Source organism: Nocardia carnea NBRC 14403 (assembly GCF_000308515.1).
In the GTDB taxonomy this organism is placed as follows: Bacteria; Actinomycetota; Actinomycetes; order Mycobacteriales; family Mycobacteriaceae; genus Nocardia; species Nocardia carnea.
This window is the reverse complement of the sequence record NZ_BAFV01000126.1, coordinates 1-16,592: the sequence shown is the minus strand read 5'-3', so window position 1 is coordinate 16,592 and position 16,592 is coordinate 1. Positions and strand designations below refer to the sequence as shown.

Genomic DNA, 16,592 nt, shown 5'->3' with positions numbered 1-16,592 from the left:
GCGATATCTTCGCAAGCAACGTCCACACGAGCATCTGAAATTGTCATTGCCACTCACCCACTAACCGCCCGGAACACAACAGTGCCGGACCTCGTACCTCTTTGTGCCCCCTGTCGGATCTACCCGACGTAAGGGATCGGTGGCCCCGGCGGAAAGCGCACAGGCAGGGCCGCCAAGGCTCGATGAAACGGCCCGGGCCGCCACTCAGGCCGGCCCTCCGGGAAGTTCGTCTCGACTTCGGGAATACAGTCCAACAAGTAGTCGATCGCTTCCTCTGCGATGATCTTCGCAGCACGCTGCGCACCGCCCGGGCATTCGTGAGCGCCCAGACCCCACGCGAGGTTGTGCCGAGCCTCGGTAAACGTCGCGTTAGCCACCTGGACCTCTGGGCTGGTGGTGCAGGCGGCCATGCTTACCAGGACGGGCTGATTGGCGTCCAACCAAATTGGCGTAACGCGGCCATGCCGCATGATCTCGGTCTGCTGTGGGCCTCGCGGATACAATGCGCAGTAGTTCGCCAACGGCGGGTCGGTGTGCAGAACCTCTTCCAGCGCAGTACGCGTGGACAGTTGCAGCGTGCTGCGGGTAGTGAGGTAGCGGTCGTCGGTCAGTATCAGGCACAGGGTGTTGGCGATCCAGTTCTGTGGAATCTCCGACCCAGCAGAGAAAAACGTCAGCGAATTGGCCACGAACTCGTCAGCGTCCAGACCTGCCGGGTGCTGCAGGAGCCGAGTCGCGATATCGTCGCTGGGCATCGTCTTTTTCAGTGCCGCCAGCTCGCCGAATGTCTCGCCGAACGACCGGTCGACCGCGGCAACAGTGTCGGGGTTAGCGCCCTCGAACAGCATCCCCGAGGCTGCCGCGACCTGCTCGCCCAGGTGTGCCGGGCAACCAACGATCGTGCACAGCACCTCGAATGCGAGTGGCTGAGCGTACTCGGCGAGGAGGTCGGCATACCCGTACCCGTCTGACGCTTTTCGCGATATGAATCGATTGATATGCCGGGATGCGATCTCACCGACGGATTTACGGACCGCACTGAGGTCGACGTTATCCAGTGCATAATTGGTTGCGTCCCGGTAGCGCTTGTGTGTGTCGGCGTCGCTGAACAGGGCGTTGCGCCGGTGCTTGAGCATACCCATGACCGGCGCGGACCGCAGTTCCGGAGTCAACGTTCGCTCCCACCGGGTCGGATCGGAGCTGTAGTGCGCGGTGTCATTACCGATGGCCAACGCGGTGTTATAGCCGATCACAAGTGTGGCGGTGAGGCCGGGCCAGATCTCCACTGGCACCAGATCGCCGTACTGCTCCCGCATCGCCCGGTAGTGCCCGTGCGGGTCGGCAGCGAACTCCGGGGTGTAAATGGGTATGCGTGGCCCGAGTGCATCGACAGTCATTGGTTGCTGTGCTGCGGTATGTGGGGCGTAGGTCACCCGGAAACTCCTTTTGAATGATCAGAATGGCCAGTGCCATGCCCGAGCTGGTCGCCTACTACAGGGCAACAGCGCAGTGGGCACGCCTGAACTACGGGACGAAACAACAATGCGCGCGGTAACGGCTGGACCTCGCTCACCCGATTCACATGGGTCGGTAGCCGGGACCCGAACTGTGCGGCCCCCCACATGGCGCAACTTGCCGCGCGGTTACCCGCCGTGCAACATTCAGCGAAAAACTGGTTCAGGCAACCGTTTCGGGCATCATCGAATGATACGTGGCGCCCTGATTGTATCGCGGGGTCGGGACCGAATGGTCGAGGTCCACGGTAACTCTGGGCCAAGTTGGAAACGAGGGGGTTTGCACCCAGACGTCTGCTGAGCCGGCTAGCGAACGGCCTTTGTGTCGGGCTATACCGGTGCGGAGCGCCCTGATATGGTCTGGGCCAATTGGGTTGGTGTTGTGTATCGGATGTTCGTGATGACATGGCCGGGGGTGCGGTGATGTTCGAGGTGGGGTGCAATCTCACAGCGGGTTCCTCCGGGCAAACGTCAACACATCTCGGGCCTGTGACCTGGGATCACTGGCTGTGATCGCAGGTGCCCGTGCTGTCACTGACCGCGTGAGTCAAATGTCCATCACAGGAACCGATTTGGGCACCGCGAGGATTCTACTCGGTGTCTCGCTGTGGACGCAGGCTGTAGCTGCCGGTTACTGGCCGGTAGCCATGGCTGGCTGCCCCAGCCGCTAAGCAGCGGCGAATACAGAGTGTGCCGCGCAGGGGCTCAAGTGGCTGAGCCACCATTTTGATGTGCCGGAAGCTTATTTGCACAGCAATTTTCGATGTATGGCAGTCTCTACCGTTTCCGGCATGGTTTGAGCGGTTTTGGCCACACGCCAGACGGTATGGCGTGGAAGTTGACCGCCCGACGTTCCACTGCTTATTCGAGATAGGCTGGCGCCATTGGGCGGTTCCGCCCATCAGACCAGCCTCCGAGAGGATCAGAGGATGACCTTCCGGCGGGAGCACGATGCCGAGCTGATGATTCAGGGCCGGCCGCAGTTCTACTGTGGTGCGTTGCCGACGTCGATCGGATTGAACTGGGCCTTTCTGGAGCACGCGCACTTCTCAAAGGGGGAAGGTTACTTTCCAAGCACTGTCCACTGGCTCGCATCCGGCCTTGCTGCGGGCCACCTACGCGCGTCCGGCAAAGGAGCTGACCCGGACAGTGTTGTCAGTGTCTGGGAGAGTGCTAGGTTGGAAGTCGTTGAGCTCGAAAGCGCGATCGATCGCGCTGTAGCAGCGGTGCTTCCTGAACCGCGATCAGAGGCTGAGGTACACAGCGAACGATTTGGTTCATTTCTCGGCCGACTCGCGCGACTGTGGGTCGGCGCGCCTCCGACGCCATTCGCGCTGGGCCGGTACGGGGCCGAGAACCGAAATAGGTTGTTCGAGCAGCTCCTCAGCAGAACCAGCGTATACACAAATTTAGTACATAATCTCGAGATCGGTCTTGTGCGGCTACCGCCCATGGGTCCTGGGTGACCCACGACCTGCAGCGCTGGCATCGCTACACGAACGAACGCATCCGAAAGGCGGTGCGGTAGATACCGTGTCAACGGGCTACTGATCCCTCCCCTGGCAAGCACCCGACTGTGGCGCGAGGCCCTGGCAATGCCAGCACTTCATGTTATGTATCAATTCGGCACACGGACCCTGGGGAAAAATCCGTACTGGTATCGCCTGGTCGCCGGTTGACGGAACAGGCCGGATTGTCGGGACTTTAGCCTGCTTTAGTGCCCACCGCCGGCAGTCGGAGTTCGCCTTCCATCAGCGCATCGACCAGCTGGTCGTACAGGACGCACTCAGGGGTGAACAGCCTCATCAGTGGTTCAGCGTCCAGCAAGACACCGGGGCCCAGTGGAAATGCGAGCGTATGGAAGAAGGCTAGCCGGCCGATTATCGAACCGATGTCTTCATGGTGCGTTGTGGCCGATGGGTTCGGCGCGGAGAGCGCGGCCGAGACATCCTGATCTATCGAGTACATGTAGCCGAAGATGTCTTCCAAGATACTGAAGTAGGGGTCGGCGGCCGGTTTGGAGACCCAGAGTCGCAGGTCGGCCCCCGGGCCGATGCACGTTACCTCTAAGTCGTCGGCATCCACCTCAGCGTGCCTGAGCCTACGGTGGGCATGAACGAGCCCCGCTGCCGATTTCAGTATCGGGCATGAAAACTGCTGGCTTTCATCGAAATCACGGCCTCGGCAAAATCCCTTGGTCATGAGCTCTCCCGATTTGGGCAAGCGGTAGTCGCCATCACGCATTGGCAGCGCCTTCTCGTCGATTCGGTCGTTGAGACATCAGGTACAGCAGGCGAGACCAGGACAAATGACGCTGCCCTGGTCTCCACCGAGTGGCTCCGACGGCCCGCCAGGGGGCGGAGGGTATGCGGCGTGCTGCTGTCGTGGGTGGTTCCGGTTCTTTCAGTGCGAGGATCCCGAGCGGTGTAGGTACGACAACGGACGCGCGTGCAGGCGGTGGCAGTTGATCGGTGGGATAGCACTGCCAGCGGCGATCTCGTCGACGAGTACGCCGTACTCAGCGCAGATCAGCTCCAACTCGGCGAAGGCATCACCGACTTCCACCGGGCGGACCAGTGAGAAGGGAGCCCGGAATGCGACCGCGCAGCATTGCGCGATCTGGTCGACCACCGCACCGACGGACCTGATCTGCGTCTCGGACATCGCTTGTGACCGCGGGATATCGGCAGCAAGAACCTCGGCATCGATCTCCCGGATCAGCCGCCGTCGATGAAACAGCAGACCACGAGAAGCCGTACTGGTGAACCGAGAAGCATGAAGTTCGCCCAGCTCGGCTGACGCGTCGAGAAACGCAGTTGAGATGGCCAGTGCAAAGCCGCGGCATGCATGTTGAAGAAGGACCGCGTCGGGGAAATGAGTTCGGGTGAAGGTCATCGCTACTTCTCTGAGCGGGGGCTGATCACGGTGGGGCGGATGGCGACGTGGCGCTTGTAACCGACTCCGCCGATGACGACTCTTTCTTCCGGTAGCCGGATCCGGGCGGGTGGTCCCGACGGCCACCAGTCCTCGAGCTCGGCAAGTCCTGGTGGTATGAGCTCGAGCCCTTCGAAGTACTTGAGCTGCTGGTCGCGGGTGCGATACCATCCCGAACCCAATCCCTTTTCGGTGAAAGCTCGCTCGACCTGCTTGGCTAGCGCGTGTAGCTGGAAGTCTTCGTCGCCCGGGTCCCAGAAGTTAGTGATTGCTACGTAGGATCCGGCGGACAAGCGCTGGACGTACTCGTGCATCATGCCGGCAGGGTCGAGATCGTCTTCAAGGTGATGCAGCAGACCGCATACGAGTATCGCGACCGGACGGTCCGGGTCCAGGTACTGCATTATCTGCTTGTTCTCCAGCAAGGTGCCCTCTTCGAGGATGTCACCGTAGACGTAGTGGGTGTTCTCGTTCTGCTCGAGCAGGACTCGGCCGTGCGCGTTGCACACCGGATCGTTGTCGACGTAGACGACCTTGGCTTCCGGATTCTCCTGCTGCGCGATCTGATGGGTGTTGCCCACGGTTGGCAGGCCGGCGCCGATGTCCAGGAACTGGTCGATGCCGGCCGGTCCGGCAAGGTATCTGACGACCCGGTGTAGCCAGCGCCGGTTCATCCGGGAGACATCGCCCTGCCGCGGTGCGAATTCCAGGACCTGCTCGAAGGCCACCCGGTCGACGTCGTAGTTGTCCTTGCCGCCGAGGCTGTAGTCGTAGACGCGGGCGATGCTCGGCCGGGTGGTATCCACCCCGACCGGTGCGCGAACCCCCGTCCGAGGAGCCGATTCGGCCATGAAGCCCTCTCTGTGCTTTGACAAGCGGATGCGTAGTGCCGCTTGACAAGTAGGCCAAAACCTCGTGCTGGTATCAATTACGGGCCGTCAATATTTTCTGATAATTTTTCTATCCGGGACGCATCGGTGCTGGACAACGCAAGCGGAAGGCCCACGTATGCGTGAAGATTTCTTCGAATTGACCGTGCCTGCCTCCGTCTGGAACTTGCAGGAGATGAGGCATGCCTTATCGCAGCGCGATGTTGCCACCGTTCTGTCGCTGGTCAAGACGCATCATGTACCGAGACTGACCCAATCCCGCTTGGCGCTCGAGTTGGGGATCGATCCCGCGATCCTGAGCCTGATCGTCAACCGCAAGCGTGCTGTGACCGCATTGACGGTGCTCGAGCGTATTGCCGCATGCTTGAGAATGCCTGATCCAGCGCGCATGGCGCTAGGGCTTGCCCCGATCAACCTCGGCCCGGAACTGACAGTAACCTCGGACGTTTGGAGACACGGCGGGCCCGTTATCGGGTCAGCTCACTTCAAGGAGGCGACAATAATGGCAGCGGCTGAATCGGAGTCCTACCACTTCATCCAACGCACGGAAGCGTCCAACGTCGGCCCGCAGACGATTGATCAGCTGTATGGCAGCGTGCGTAATATCGTCACCCGATACCCGAGTAGGCAGGTGGCGCCGTCATTCCTGGATGCTTCACTGCTGAGGGGCGAGGTGTTCACGCTGCTGAAGGGGCAGCAGCACTTGGGGTTCCGTCGTGATCTGTATGTATTCGCGGCTGCCCTTTCCGGTGTGCTCGCCAATGCCGCGTTTGATCTCGGCTATTTTCCAGTCGCCGAAACCCATGCCCGCTCAGCCCTGGCAGCCGCTGACGAGGCAGGCCACAACGGCCTGCGCACGTGGGTGAAGGGAACCCAGGCCTTGATTGCCTACTGGGATGGGCGCTACCGTGACGCAGCACAAGCTGCCGCCGCTGGATGGGCCGTTGTTCCCGAGTCGGGCACCGCGCGCGTGCGCGCCGCGGCTATCGAAGCCCGCGCCCGTGCCCGAATGGGAGACCCCCGGGGCGCGGAGGAGGCACTGCGCCGAGCCGAGCAGGCACGCGAGGCGATCACGGATCCCGACGAAATCGGCGGGATGATGGAGTTTCCAATGGCCAAACAGCTGCTCTACGGTGGCGCGGCACGGCTTATGCTGGAAGGTCGTTCCAACCTCGTCGAGGCCGAAAACTTGTCCAGCGAAGCCGTCGGCCTGTACATGCAAGTCCCTGCCGCCGACCGGCGAATGGGTGAGATGTCTCTGGCGTTACTGGATTTGGCCGAGATCGGCCTAATACAGCAGAATCTTGAGGCTGCCGCCCAACATATCGACGACGTCCTTGCCGTAGGTGCGGGGCGACGCACCGAGTCCGTCTCCCGGCGCCTGTTCGAGCTGCACGCCGCACTCGACAGGCCAACCTTCCGTGGCGTGCTTGCAGCGATCAGCCTCCGTGATCGCATATCCGACGCTTCCGTGCACGCCCTACCACCGCTTCCCGCGAGTGAGGATGAGAAATGATCGTCGGTCTCCTACACCCCGGCCGAATGGGTTCGGCGATCGCCGAACGACTCACCCGCGCCGGTCACACAGTCCTTTGGACTCCGGAACGGCGCAGTCCTGCCACCGCTGAGCGGGCCGCCGCGGCAAAGCTGCAACCGAGCACCCTGCCCGAACTCGTTTCCACCGCGGAGATCGTGCTGTCGATCTGCCCCGCAGAGGCAGCCGACGAGGTCGCGGAATCCGTGATGAAGCACCGCTACACCGGCATTTTCGTCGAAGCCAACGCCATCAAGCCAGATCGAGCACGCGCAATAAACGACGCCCTCGCTGACACCGCGACGGTAATCGACGCAGTGATCAGCGGAGCACCACCCGGCGGTGAAGGCGAACCCCGCATCTATCTGGCGGGACCCCCGGAAGCGGCGGCCACAGTCGATGAACTACTGGTAAGTAGCCGACTTGACTCCCGTCGTCTCGGCGACGAGATAGGTGCGGCCAGCGCCTTCAAAATGATGACCGCATCGTACATGCGCGCGGCCAGAGCGGCTGCAATGGAAACCCACGCACTGGCCGCCCATTACGGTGTCACTGACGCGTTGATCCAGGAAGCACACCACCTCCGCGCACCGATGCTCGCCGACCGAGACTATATTCCCAGCGTCGCTGCTCGCGCATGGCGCTGGGCCTTCGAGATGAATGAAATCTCGTCGACCCTGAAAGTAGCGAACCTACCGACCGGTCTCGCCGACGGCGCAAAAGCGATCTTCGAGCGCCTCGCAGCAGCCAAAGACAAATGGAACATCACACCTGATGAGGTCTTCGCGCTGCTCAAAGACCCACCAAGCTGAACTTCGATCGGCGAGGCCACCAGCTACAAGCCATCCTCGACGACAAGTAGCGACAAACCTGAACACCACTACGCGAACCCACATCAGCCTCCGGGCGATTGTTCTGCCGTCAACTCGCATGCATCTGTGCCAAGCCTCGATGAGCAGAGATGTACCAGCGTGTTGTACCGGAGTCGGGGTCCGTGGCGATCGACCCGCCAGGCTCACATTGGTTCTGGTATTGGAACCGAAGCCGGAACGCGGAGCGCGGCCCATCGGCAGTACTGAGTGGCGCTGACCTGGACGGCGGACCTGGACGAGCGCAGGACCGCATGGTCGTACCTCAAGCTGTTCGCTTTCTCGATCCCGGACTTGGATTCACGGTTTCGGCATGCTTCCTATTCCTTGGGTTTGTCGGTCTGGTCTTCCTGCATGCCGGGCAATGCCCTCCGGTCAAGTACCCGGTGTACGTTCCGCACAGGTCTCCAGCCGGACACCCATTTATCAGGGCCTCGTTCAACCGTCTTCCGAACTCTGAATCCCTACGTGCATATGCATGCACAAGGTGGGAGGTTATATCCAGGGCGGCGGCAGCCTGCTTCACCGTCGCGCCTTCCCCCACTTTCGTCAACAACGAAACCTGAAGCTCCTCCGTGAATCGAGACGCAGGACGGCCCCTACTCCGGACGGCAGTAGCAGGTTCTGTCCTGGCACGACGCTCCTCTGGCGGGGTCCGGCGGCCCGCGCTTGAGCGATATCCGGCCACATCGAGGAGAGCGGCGCAGGTCGGATAAAGGCGGCGCACCGCAGCTGGATCAACCCCGGCAGTCACTGCCACCGACCGGTGTCGCACCGCCGAGGGCCCAGATGCGGCCAGCAGCGAGCGCGCGGCCGCGGCGACGCGCTCACGCACTTCATGGTCGTGTTCTGAGACACGTATTTCACGTCCTTTGGATCGCCCGTCGACGGGCAGGCTCCTCCACCAGCTATCGAACTCGCTGATCACGTACCGCTTCGGGCCGTACCCGCCTGAAGCGACGGGCGAGGGAGGCTGCTCCGAAGACCGACCGTCCCGGTACCGCTTCCACGCGCGCTCGAGATTGCGGTAGACCGTCCTACGGTGGACCCCATACCTAATCGCGTGCTCGCTGATCGGCAACGCCACATCTTGTGACCCACTCTCATCGGTCAAAACCAAGTTACCGTTTCCAACTCCGCTACCGAGCATGCCGGGGGCTGTGACCGCGCTTCTGTCCGAGAAGAACAGTTGCCACCTTGTTCACGCCCTATCTGGCAAGCGTCCCGCTGATCTGACTGCGCGGACAACGACCAGTATCCCGTCATTATCTATTCCTGTGACATGGTAGAGAACCCGATTCATACTCTGTGCCGACAGATATGAACGAGCGGAGCTCACTGTCCACCGCCCGATCTTGGGGCAGAGCCCAGGCCCAAAGCAATGTCTGGCCGATACGCCGAAGCACGGCCGGGATCAGGCCTACACAACTCTTTACGTGTGCGGGCGGCACATATCTCGATGAAACATCGACAGCCGCGCGGGCATTGGCGAGTACGAGGAGCCTCCTGCGCTACGAGCTCTTCCAGCGAGCTGGCGCGGCGGGGTCTCGTAGACTGCGGATCCGCGTCGTGAGTTCGGTGTGTGCGTTACCGTCGCCGCGTTGTGCGCGGCGGATGTAGCTGGTGAGGGTGTGCAGGTCACGCATGCGGACCAGCGCCCCAAAGAGCGGAATGTCGCGCGGGTCATGACCGTAAATGCGCAGGAAGCCGTCGATGTCGGTTTCTCGTGCGCCGAACCGCCGCGACTGCACGGTATTGGCCAGGTCGAGCTCGCGCGGAGCGATCGCGGCCTCGTCCCAGTCCCCCAGTAGCACCGTATCTCCAGACCAGAGGGTGTTTCCGGCGTAGGCATCACCGTGGACCATGCCTCGGCCCAACACAGTGGGCAGGCCCCGATACTCGCTGATCGCCTGCTGAGCTTGCTGGTTCAGCCAGCGCCGATCGGTGCCGGACAGCACCGCCGCCGTCTCGTCGGCGGCGAGGATGCTGGTGAGGCCAATCAACGGCTCATAGTCGGGAAGGGGGAACGGTGGAGCTGGGAGCGCGTGAAGGCGCCGCAGGATCCCAGCTAGGTGCCGCGCAGTCGGTCGCTCCCTGCCAGGCAGCTGGGGGTAGTAGATCCAGAACGTGACTGTCGAGCCGGCGACTTCGACCGCGCGGTCGAAGGCAGCCTCGGTAACCGGCACAGCGTTGTCTGCCAGCCAGCGAGTGAGGGTGAGTGAGGCTTTCGCCCGCAGCCCGGCGTGGTCATTGCCGTTGACGCGGGCCACAACGCCGGTCGACGGCAGGAGATAGACGGTATTGCTGTGCGCACGCAGCAGGCGGGCATCGTCGGCAGGGAAGCCGGCCAGCTCGCATGCTGTGGACAGGATTTCCTCGGTCATCCCGGGTGGCGGGACGGGGCGAGCATGTTGATCTCCTCGCTGAACTGGATGGTGGCTTTGTCGTTGGCATAGTGGGTGCTCGACAGGGCGGTGTCAACTGCGCGCAGACCATCGGTAATCGGCTGGATTCGTTGCTCGCTGGGCAATCGGAGCACTGGTTGCAGGATTTCTTTGGCGCCGTCGAGTTCGCCGGCGTGGATGCGGCCGATCGCGGCATCGGCACGGGCGAGTGCTTCATCGCCATAGGAACGCTCAGCCGGCGGCCCGGTCTCGTAACCAGATATCGCCGCCAGCGCCCACCGCTGCGCCTGGTCGTACTCGCCGAGCAGCTGGTGCGTCGACCCGAAATAGTAGGCCGCTTTGCTGGGCGGAAACCTCAGAGCACCACCGAACATGGTGACCTCGTCATTGGCGGTGGCTTCCGATGCTTCGATCGCTCGCGTGATGGCGTCGTGCGCGGTCTCGGCACGCCCGACCCGCGCTGCGCAGCGTGCCTCGATCGCCGCGAGGCGTACCTGCTGCTCGCCCGTCGGGGCGATGGCAGCTGCCTTGGCGGCCAGCGCCATCGCTTCGGCTGGGCGATGGTTCCACTCCCAGATCAACGCCCGGGTTCCTTCCGCCCATGCCTGCAACCCTGGATGCCCCAGCTCGATCCCTATCGCCTCGGCCGCGCGAGCATGGCGCTCGGCGGCGGCGGCGTAGCCAAGGTTTTCCGTGATGTGGGCAAGAAGGTCGATGGTGATGCCTCCCAGCAGTATCAGGTCACGTGCACGTGATGGTGCCGGTCCGGCCTGCAAGGCCGTGCGGATGTCGTCACGCAGTGACCGGAGCCGGCCGACCAACGGAAGTGGCGTAGCGGACACGAATTGGCGCCCGATCGATGTCAGTTCGTCAGAGATCTGGTCGACATCCAGGTCGCCTCGAATACCGGTCGCCCATTCTGCGAACTGGCTCGACTCACGCGCCGCAGCAGCCAGTTCTTCCCGATCGATGTCGAGACCGGTGCTGGACCGGATCTTTTCGGCGAGACGAACAAGACTACCGCCCGCTCTGAGTGCAGTGTCGATTCGCTCGGTGACACGTGGTGTCGGCAAGCGGCCCCCGCGTTCTATCCGACTCAAGCCGCTGCGGTCGTAGTTGACCGCGGCGGCCAACTCGCCGGTTGAGAGATCACGTTCGATTCGCAGCCGCCTCATTGCGTCACCGAATTCCCAGTTCACGGAGTCCCCTCTGTCGACCGCGCTGGGGACAAGCTGGGGACAAAGAATATTGGCCCCAAACTGTCCCCAGCAACCCCTGGTCAAGTGTGTATCTGATCGGTCAGCATCGTAACCAGCACCCGGTCGGCGTGCTTGCTTCCGCGGCGAAACGGGCAAGCAGCGGTGGTCCAGCGTTGGCGCGTCCCGGCCCCCTTGCGGAGTTCGCGGCCGATGTTCGAGGGAAACACCGCAACCGACCGGGTGCACCGGGCGAATCGGAAGGAAACAGCATGAATGCGCGCACGCACACATGCGCCGCGCCACTTCGGGCGACGCTGAGCGGCACCACCTGGGCCCCTGGCAATTGCTAGAAATGGAACTGCCTACTGGTCCGCAAATGATTGCCGCGGTGCGTATGTGGGGCAACCTGTGCTCCGATGATCACCCGCTCCTCGTCCTGGTGCGGGATCTGACGCTGCAATACAACTATCGAGTCACCGCCAAAGACCCCATGACCCTGCACCGGATCTCGCAGCAGCGCCACGCAATGATCAGGGAGGCCGATGCCTGAGTGTACCACACGATATGCATGGACCATACGGCTCGATTGCACACCGAGACCATCGGCGCCGTCATCGACCGCCTCGCCTACCGATCTGTCCTGATCGACACCGACCCGGGCTCTCACCACCCGTGCCAGCTCGAACACCTGTGGAACAGCCTGTACGAATTGGCAATCGGCTACGAGCACCTCACCGAAGACCTGCTGTCGGGCGCACGCAGACTACCGGGCCCATCGCCACAACCCGGCGCCTTCACCGGCACGTAACCCACACTCATTCACGACCGGATAGCTCCCTATCCAGCCCCGATATCACCCATTTCGAAAGGGCACGACGTTGACTGTCTCGATCCCGACTGCTCCCGATGAACCCGATTGCGCGGACGATCTCGTCCACGCCGTCGAGGAGATCGGGAGCCTCATCACCAAGTCGGTTCCCGAGTCCTTCCGACTCCGCACCCTGCCGGACCGTGTCGTACTCGCCTTGGACGCCAAGGGCATCACGCGCATGACTTGGGCCCAGGGCCACGGCGGATCGCAGCTGCCGATGACAGACCAGCACCGGGTACTGCGCACACTCGGCGAGTACGACGGATCCACCGCCTGGACCATGGCCATCAACGCCGCGATGCCCTACATGATCAGCCTGTTCGGCGACCGCACCACGTCGGAAGTTCTGAACAGCGAAAACACACGGGCATGCGGAGTTTTCGCACTGACAGGCACCGCCACCCCGACCGCCGGCGGCATGCTCGTCACGGGCCGCTGGGAGTTCGTCTCGGGCCAGAATCACTCCGGCTGGGTACTGGTCCCGGCCATGCTCGACGGCACTGAACGGCTGGCGCTGCTTGTACCCCGATCAGAATTCACCGTCGGCGACGAATGGGACGTCAACGGTCTGATCGGCACAGGCTCCAACACGCTGACCCTCGAAGACACGTTCGTGCCGCAACACCGAGCCATACCTCTCGACAACATCCTGTCCGGCATCTGCAGCGACCCCGAAACCACCGACCACGACCCCTACTACCGGCAACCGCTTGTGCCGATCATCTGCGCCCTGTCGGCCGGCCCCCCCGCCGAACCGGACAGCGCGGAGACCGCCGACGTACGACGCGCCGGCGTCACACGCTTCAGCTTCGGTTCGGATCTGTCCGTCGGGAACTGCCCTGCCACTGAACCTCGCCGCCCTTGCGCCGAACTTCGGTGCCAGGCGACTCCCGTCACACCCTGCGGCGGTGAAACACTGGCCGCATGGAACTCAACGGTGTGCCGGTCACGCTCGCCGACCTCGCTCCATTGGGGCTGGTCAACTTCGGTCACTTCACCTCGATGCGAGTCGAAGACCGCGCTGTCCGAGGACTGACGCTGCACCTGGATCGGCTGACCCGGGACTGTCGCGCAGTGTTCGACACCGATCTGGACGCCGAACGCGTCCGCGAACTCGTCCGCCATGCACTGCGCGACACCGAGCGGCCTGCCGTCGTGCGGGTCAGTGTCTACGACCCCGCGATCCAGATGGGCCGGCCCGGCGCTGCCGCCGAGCCACACATCCTGGTCACCATGCGCGCGGCGTCCTCGACACCGCCGCCCCCGCTCAGACTGCAATCGGCGGTCTACGCCCGCGACCTGCCCAAAGTCAAACACCTCGGACTCTTCGGCGCGATGCACCACCGCGCCAGCGCGCAACGCGCCGGCTACGACGATGTCGTATTCAGCGAACCCGACGGCACGATCACCGAAATCGCCACCAGCAATATCGGATTCATCACCACCGCCGGACAGCTGGTCTGGCCGCACGCTGATGTCCTGGTCGGCACCACCATGCGACTGATCAACCAAGCCCGCGACGAAGACGTCGTCACCGACCGCATCACGCTGTCCCAGCTCGACCGGCTTGCCGGCGTCGTAGCGACCAACGCTGCTGTCGGTGTGCGGCCCGTATCCGGCCTCGACAACCACCGTTGGCCCGTCGAGCACGAACTGATCGACACATTGCGCAGAGAATACGAATCTATTCCGCCCCAGCGACTCTGACCGAAGCAGTGTCGCCCGCGTCGATAGGCTGAACCCCGACCACACGGGAAAAGGACACTGCACGCCATGATCAGCCTGGTTCGGCCCTGGACAGGAGCCGACGTCCGTGCCTTGCGCGAGGCGCGGCGCATGAGCATCAGGGAGTTCGCTGCACACTTGGGCGTCCACGAGCGCTTGGTCTCGAAATGGGAAGCGGGAGGCGCGCGAGTCACACCACGACCTGTCAACCAAGCTGCGCTCGACACCTCGCTGGCCAGACTCGATGCCGCTGAACGAATACGGTTCACCGGCTCGGTCGCACCCGAGGCAATCGGTGAAGCCCACGACACCGATGTAGTAGTGCAACCTGCATATATCCGTCACCCTGGCGACGGAAAGCTCGTGACCTGGATACCAGAAGGGGTCTTCCTCTCGGGCCCCCAGGACCAGCCGGAGTGGCTGGCCGGCTTCTACATTGACACCTATCCGGTCAGCAACGCCGACTACTCGCGCTTTGTCTCCGCCACCGGCCACCGGCCACCACAACACTGGCCAGACCACCGGCCCCTGCCCGAGATCGCCGACCACCCCGTCGTATGGGTCGGCCACGACGACGCCGAAGCCTACGCACACTGGGCAGGCAAACAGCTCCCCACCAGCCTGCAATGGGAAAAAGCCGCACGTGGCACCGGCGGAGCCACCTGGCCCTGGGGCAACCAGCCGACACCGGCGAAATGCAACTGCCGCGGATCGGGCCCCGGCACCACCACACCGGTCGACCGCTACAAATCCGGCGCTTCCCCCTACGGCGTCTACGACCTGTGCGGCAACGTCTGGGAATGGCTCGCAACAGAAACCACGCCAGATCGCTACGAACTCAAGGGATCGGCCTTCACCTCGCCATTCGACCGTGCACAACCAGCAGCATTCAACGACGCCTCCCGGACCATGCGCGACAACGACACCGGGTTCCGCTGTACCACGCTGATCATGCCCGAGAAACGCTGAGTTGTTGACGGATCGCCGCAGCGTGTTTCTCGACCGCGCAGTGCTCCGGTTGGGTGATACATGCCAGTTCGTTACCGCTTGAGCTTGTCGCCACCCGGCGGCGGCGAGTTCTCGGCGGCTTCGCCATCGCGCGCCGTGATCATCCGGACGCCTCGGGCCTGAACCGGCACCACGACAGGACCTCGCACCGGTCTGACGATCGGTCCCCCAGGCTGAGACGAAACTGTAGACGTTCATCAGTGCCGTAGTCGGTCGGAGGCCGTCACGGTAAATCTGCTCAGCTGCTCGAAGTCGCTGCGTGCCTTGCCGACCGGGGCGTCGAACCAGCCCAACCGCTTGTCGCCGGGGCCTGGGAGCATGATTGGCGCGTCCACCACGGGTCCGGATTGTGGCGCTGTGGAACAGCGCGGAATCGCGTCGCAGCACCTCCGAACCCGGTTCGGATTCTCTGATCACGAGCGGGCGCCGATCACCAGGGTGTGCGCCAGCGCCATCACTGATGACTGTCAGGTAATGGGTGCCGAGGTTTTCTACAATCGGAGTCTGGATCCCGGACAGGTTTAACTGCCGGCGGACGAGATCGCCGAGCGGGCGCGACATCTGGATCGCATCCACCTGGCCGGCGGGGACGTAGATCCGGTCGCCCGGACCGACCTCGGCGGCCAGGTCATGACTGCGCTAGTACCGGGCACAGACAACGTCAACGGAATCGGTCAAGACTGTCATATCCAGAGCTCCTCGCAGGGCAATCGGCGGGCAGGAAGGCAACCGTCGCCGATCTCAGCGGCGTCGGCAGTGGGCGCGTGGCTGTCGGCCCACTTCTCGAGGAAGTTGCGGGCCGCGGTCAGGCACGCACGGAAGTGGAAGTCGACCTCGCGCCACTTGATCCGGATATGGGTGTCCGGCTCGTGCGGCCTCGGTGAAAGCTCGGGATCCATCAGCGCTCGCCACTTCTCACCCAGTCCGCGGCGGGCGAGATCGTTCTCAACCGGGTGGCGGCCTCTTTCAGCGCGTGGATTACCGCGGGCATCTCCGGGAGCTCCGAGCCGGTGGGTTCGACGGCCCATCGCCGGGTACGTGTTTGCTCGTCGGCGGGTGAGGGCAGCAGTGTGAGCTGTCCTCCGGCGATGACGTTGAGATACACCAGGCGGCTGTTGTAGTCGTGCCGGGCCGGGGCGGGAGCGGTGAGGAAGGTGAGCCGGTCGCTGCGCCGGTGCTCGACGACCGGGCCGAGTGGCGCGCGGACCGTTGGTGTGTCGAAGGCGATCCGGGCCAGCAGGCGCGGAGCGGGCACCGAATCCACGCCCTCGGTCAGGGACACCACGATCAGATCGGTGCCTGGCGCGACATTCGCGGGAAGCCTCATCCGGCGGTAACGCTCGCACCGGTCGCTTGCGGTTTTCCCTCCACTGATCAGTACAGCGTGTGGCCTTGCGAGCTGCATGTACTCACCCCTGACTCATCGAGTTGGGCGGTCTCAGCAGTGGTTGTCGTGCAGCGCAATTCGCTGCCGTCGCCCCCGCCCAATCACTGAAACCGTTTCGTACGACTCAGAGTAAAGTAAAACAGCGCAGAATGAAACAGTGTCAAAAGAATTTGTTTAATACTGTACCGACCAGTTTGATTGAGGCTTATATGAGACAGGGGCGTTTGCTCATGTCGGGAGTAATGTTTAATTTGGG

16 protein-coding genes are annotated in these 16,592 nt (G+C 63.0%); 7 read left to right on the top strand and 9 right to left on the bottom strand.

All coding sequences use genetic code 11. The features are described 5' to 3' along the window. Window positions 1-119 precede the first annotated feature (119 nt). The 4 genes from ON22_RS33580 to ON22_RS33565 form a co-directional block, all read right to left on the bottom strand. Window positions 120-1,433: a cytochrome P450 family protein gene (locus tag ON22_RS33580; RefSeq protein WP_231508768.1), complete on the bottom strand. Its 1,314-nt coding sequence runs from the start codon at window positions 1,431-1,433 to the stop codon at window positions 120-122. A gap of 1,785 nt (window positions 1,434-3,218) precedes the next feature. Next, window positions 3,219-3,758, bottom strand: coding sequence for a hypothetical protein (locus ON22_RS33575; protein ID WP_033247416.1), 540 nt, complete (start codon window positions 3,756-3,758; stop codon window positions 3,219-3,221). Window positions 3,759-3,917: 159 nt separating this feature from the next. Beyond that, window positions 3,918-4,409: a hypothetical protein gene (locus ON22_RS37095; protein ID WP_156052464.1), complete on the bottom strand. Its 492-nt coding sequence runs from the start codon at window positions 4,407-4,409 to the stop codon at window positions 3,918-3,920. 2 nt (window positions 4,410-4,411) lie between these two features. Beyond that, the gene (locus tag ON22_RS33565; protein ID WP_051158419.1) at window positions 4,412-5,299 is read right to left on the bottom strand and encodes an SAM-dependent methyltransferase; all 888 of its coding nucleotides are present in this window, start codon (window positions 5,297-5,299) and stop codon (window positions 4,412-4,414) included. Between the two features lie 157 nt (window positions 5,300-5,456). Between ON22_RS33565 and ON22_RS33560 the strand changes: the two genes are divergently transcribed. Next, window positions 5,457-6,854 carry an NsdA family TPR-like regulatory protein gene (locus ON22_RS33560; protein WP_051158418.1) on the top strand — a complete coding sequence of 466 codons (1,398 nt, stop codon included), beginning with the start codon at window positions 5,457-5,459 and terminating at the stop codon, window positions 6,852-6,854. Beyond that, entirely contained in the window at window positions 6,851-7,684 is an 834-nt protein-coding gene (locus ON22_RS33555; protein ID WP_033247418.1) for a DUF1932 domain-containing protein, read from the top strand. Before ON22_RS33560 ends, ON22_RS33555 begins: the two co-directional genes overlap by 4 nt. Before the next feature lie 1,568 nt (window positions 7,685-9,252). On the opposite strand, the gene ON22_RS33550 is transcribed toward ON22_RS33555, so the two are convergent. Continuing rightward, entirely contained in the window at window positions 9,253-10,125 is an 873-nt protein-coding gene (locus tag ON22_RS33550) for a phosphotransferase (RefSeq protein WP_051158416.1), read from the bottom strand. After that, the gene (locus tag ON22_RS33545; RefSeq protein ID WP_051158415.1) at window positions 10,122-11,345 is read right to left on the bottom strand and encodes a helix-turn-helix domain-containing protein; all 1,224 of its coding nucleotides are present in this window, start codon (window positions 11,343-11,345) and stop codon (window positions 10,122-10,124) included. The genes ON22_RS33550 and ON22_RS33545 overlap by 4 nt, the downstream gene beginning before the upstream one ends. Before the next feature lie 388 nt (window positions 11,346-11,733). On the opposite strand from ON22_RS33545, the gene ON22_RS37090 reads away from it, so the two are divergent. The 5 genes from ON22_RS37090 to ON22_RS33520 all read left to right on the top strand — a co-directional run bounded on the left by ON22_RS37090 (window position 11,734) and on the right by ON22_RS33520 (window position 14,910). After that, window positions 11,734-11,895 (top strand): hypothetical protein, encoded by a 162-nt coding sequence (locus ON22_RS37090; RefSeq protein WP_156052466.1) that lies wholly within the window; start codon window positions 11,734-11,736, stop codon window positions 11,893-11,895. Between the two features lie 18 nt (window positions 11,896-11,913). Beyond that, complete coding sequence (locus ON22_RS33535; protein ID WP_051158414.1) at window positions 11,914-12,153, top strand: hypothetical protein; 240 nt, start codon at window positions 11,914-11,916, stop codon at window positions 12,151-12,153. Window positions 12,154-12,223: 70 nt separating this feature from the next. Beyond that, the gene (locus tag ON22_RS35115) at window positions 12,224-13,252 is read left to right on the top strand and encodes an acyl-CoA dehydrogenase family protein (RefSeq protein ID WP_051158413.1); all 1,029 of its coding nucleotides are present in this window, start codon (window positions 12,224-12,226) and stop codon (window positions 13,250-13,252) included. Further along, window positions 13,141-13,923 carry an aminotransferase class IV family protein gene (locus tag ON22_RS33525; protein WP_033247420.1) on the top strand — a complete coding sequence of 261 codons (783 nt, stop codon included), beginning with the start codon at window positions 13,141-13,143 and terminating at the stop codon, window positions 13,921-13,923. The genes ON22_RS35115 and ON22_RS33525 overlap by 112 nt, the downstream gene beginning before the upstream one ends. Before the next feature lie 66 nt (window positions 13,924-13,989). Further along, window positions 13,990-14,910, top strand: coding sequence for an SUMF1/EgtB/PvdO family nonheme iron enzyme (locus ON22_RS33520; protein WP_033247421.1), 921 nt, complete (start codon window positions 13,990-13,992; stop codon window positions 14,908-14,910). Window positions 14,911-15,146: 236 nt separating this feature from the next. Here ON22_RS33520 and ON22_RS37085 read toward each other — a convergent pair whose 3' ends face one another. From ON22_RS37085 to ON22_RS33510, 3 genes are all read right to left on the bottom strand, one after another. Beyond that, on the bottom strand, window positions 15,147-15,287 hold the full coding sequence (locus ON22_RS37085; RefSeq protein ID WP_156052468.1) for a hypothetical protein: 141 nt from the start codon (window positions 15,285-15,287) through the stop codon (window positions 15,147-15,149). Window positions 15,288-15,632: 345 nt separating this feature from the next. Further along, window positions 15,633-15,848 carry a hypothetical protein gene (locus ON22_RS33515; protein WP_033247422.1) on the bottom strand — a complete coding sequence of 72 codons (216 nt, stop codon included), beginning with the start codon at window positions 15,846-15,848 and terminating at the stop codon, window positions 15,633-15,635. After that, a complete protein-coding gene (locus tag ON22_RS33510; protein ID WP_033247423.1) occupies window positions 15,848-16,276 on the bottom strand; it encodes a hypothetical protein in 429 nt (142 codons plus the stop codon). Before ON22_RS33510 ends, ON22_RS33515 begins: the two co-directional genes overlap by 1 nt. Window positions 16,277-16,592 lie beyond the last annotated feature (316 nt).

Bases quoted from the DNA above. Each gene is read 5' to 3' on its own strand.
- ON22_RS33520 (WP_033247421.1), top strand. From the start codon at position 13,990: ATGATCAGCCTGGTTCGGCCCTGGACAGGAGCCGACGTCCGTGCCTTG.
- ON22_RS37095 (WP_156052464.1), bottom strand. From the start codon at position 4,409: ATGACCTTCACCCGAACTCATTTCCCCGACGCGGTCCTTCTTCAACAT.
- ON22_RS33575 (WP_033247416.1), bottom strand. From the start codon at position 3,758: ATGCGTGATGGCGACTACCGCTTGCCCAAATCGGGAGAGCTCATGACC.
- ON22_RS33560 (WP_051158418.1), top strand. From the start codon at position 5,457: ATGCGTGAAGATTTCTTCGAATTGACCGTGCCTGCCTCCGTCTGGAAC.
- ON22_RS33555 (WP_033247418.1), top strand. From the start codon at position 6,851: ATGATCGTCGGTCTCCTACACCCCGGCCGAATGGGTTCGGCGATCGCC.
- ON22_RS33535 (WP_051158414.1), top strand. From the start codon at position 11,914: ATGGACCATACGGCTCGATTGCACACCGAGACCATCGGCGCCGTCATC.
- ON22_RS33515 (WP_033247422.1), bottom strand. From the start codon at position 15,848: ATGGATCCCGAGCTTTCACCGAGGCCGCACGAGCCGGACACCCATATC.
- ON22_RS33565 (WP_051158419.1), bottom strand. From the start codon at position 5,299: ATGGCCGAATCGGCTCCTCGGACGGGGGTTCGCGCACCGGTCGGGGTG.
- ON22_RS33510 (WP_033247423.1), bottom strand. From the start codon at position 16,276: ATGAGGCTTCCCGCGAATGTCGCGCCAGGCACCGATCTGATCGTGGTG.
- ON22_RS33525 (WP_033247420.1), top strand. From the start codon at position 13,141: ATGGAACTCAACGGTGTGCCGGTCACGCTCGCCGACCTCGCTCCATTG.
- ON22_RS33550 (WP_051158416.1), bottom strand. From the start codon at position 10,125: ATGACCGAGGAAATCCTGTCCACAGCATGCGAGCTGGCCGGCTTCCCT.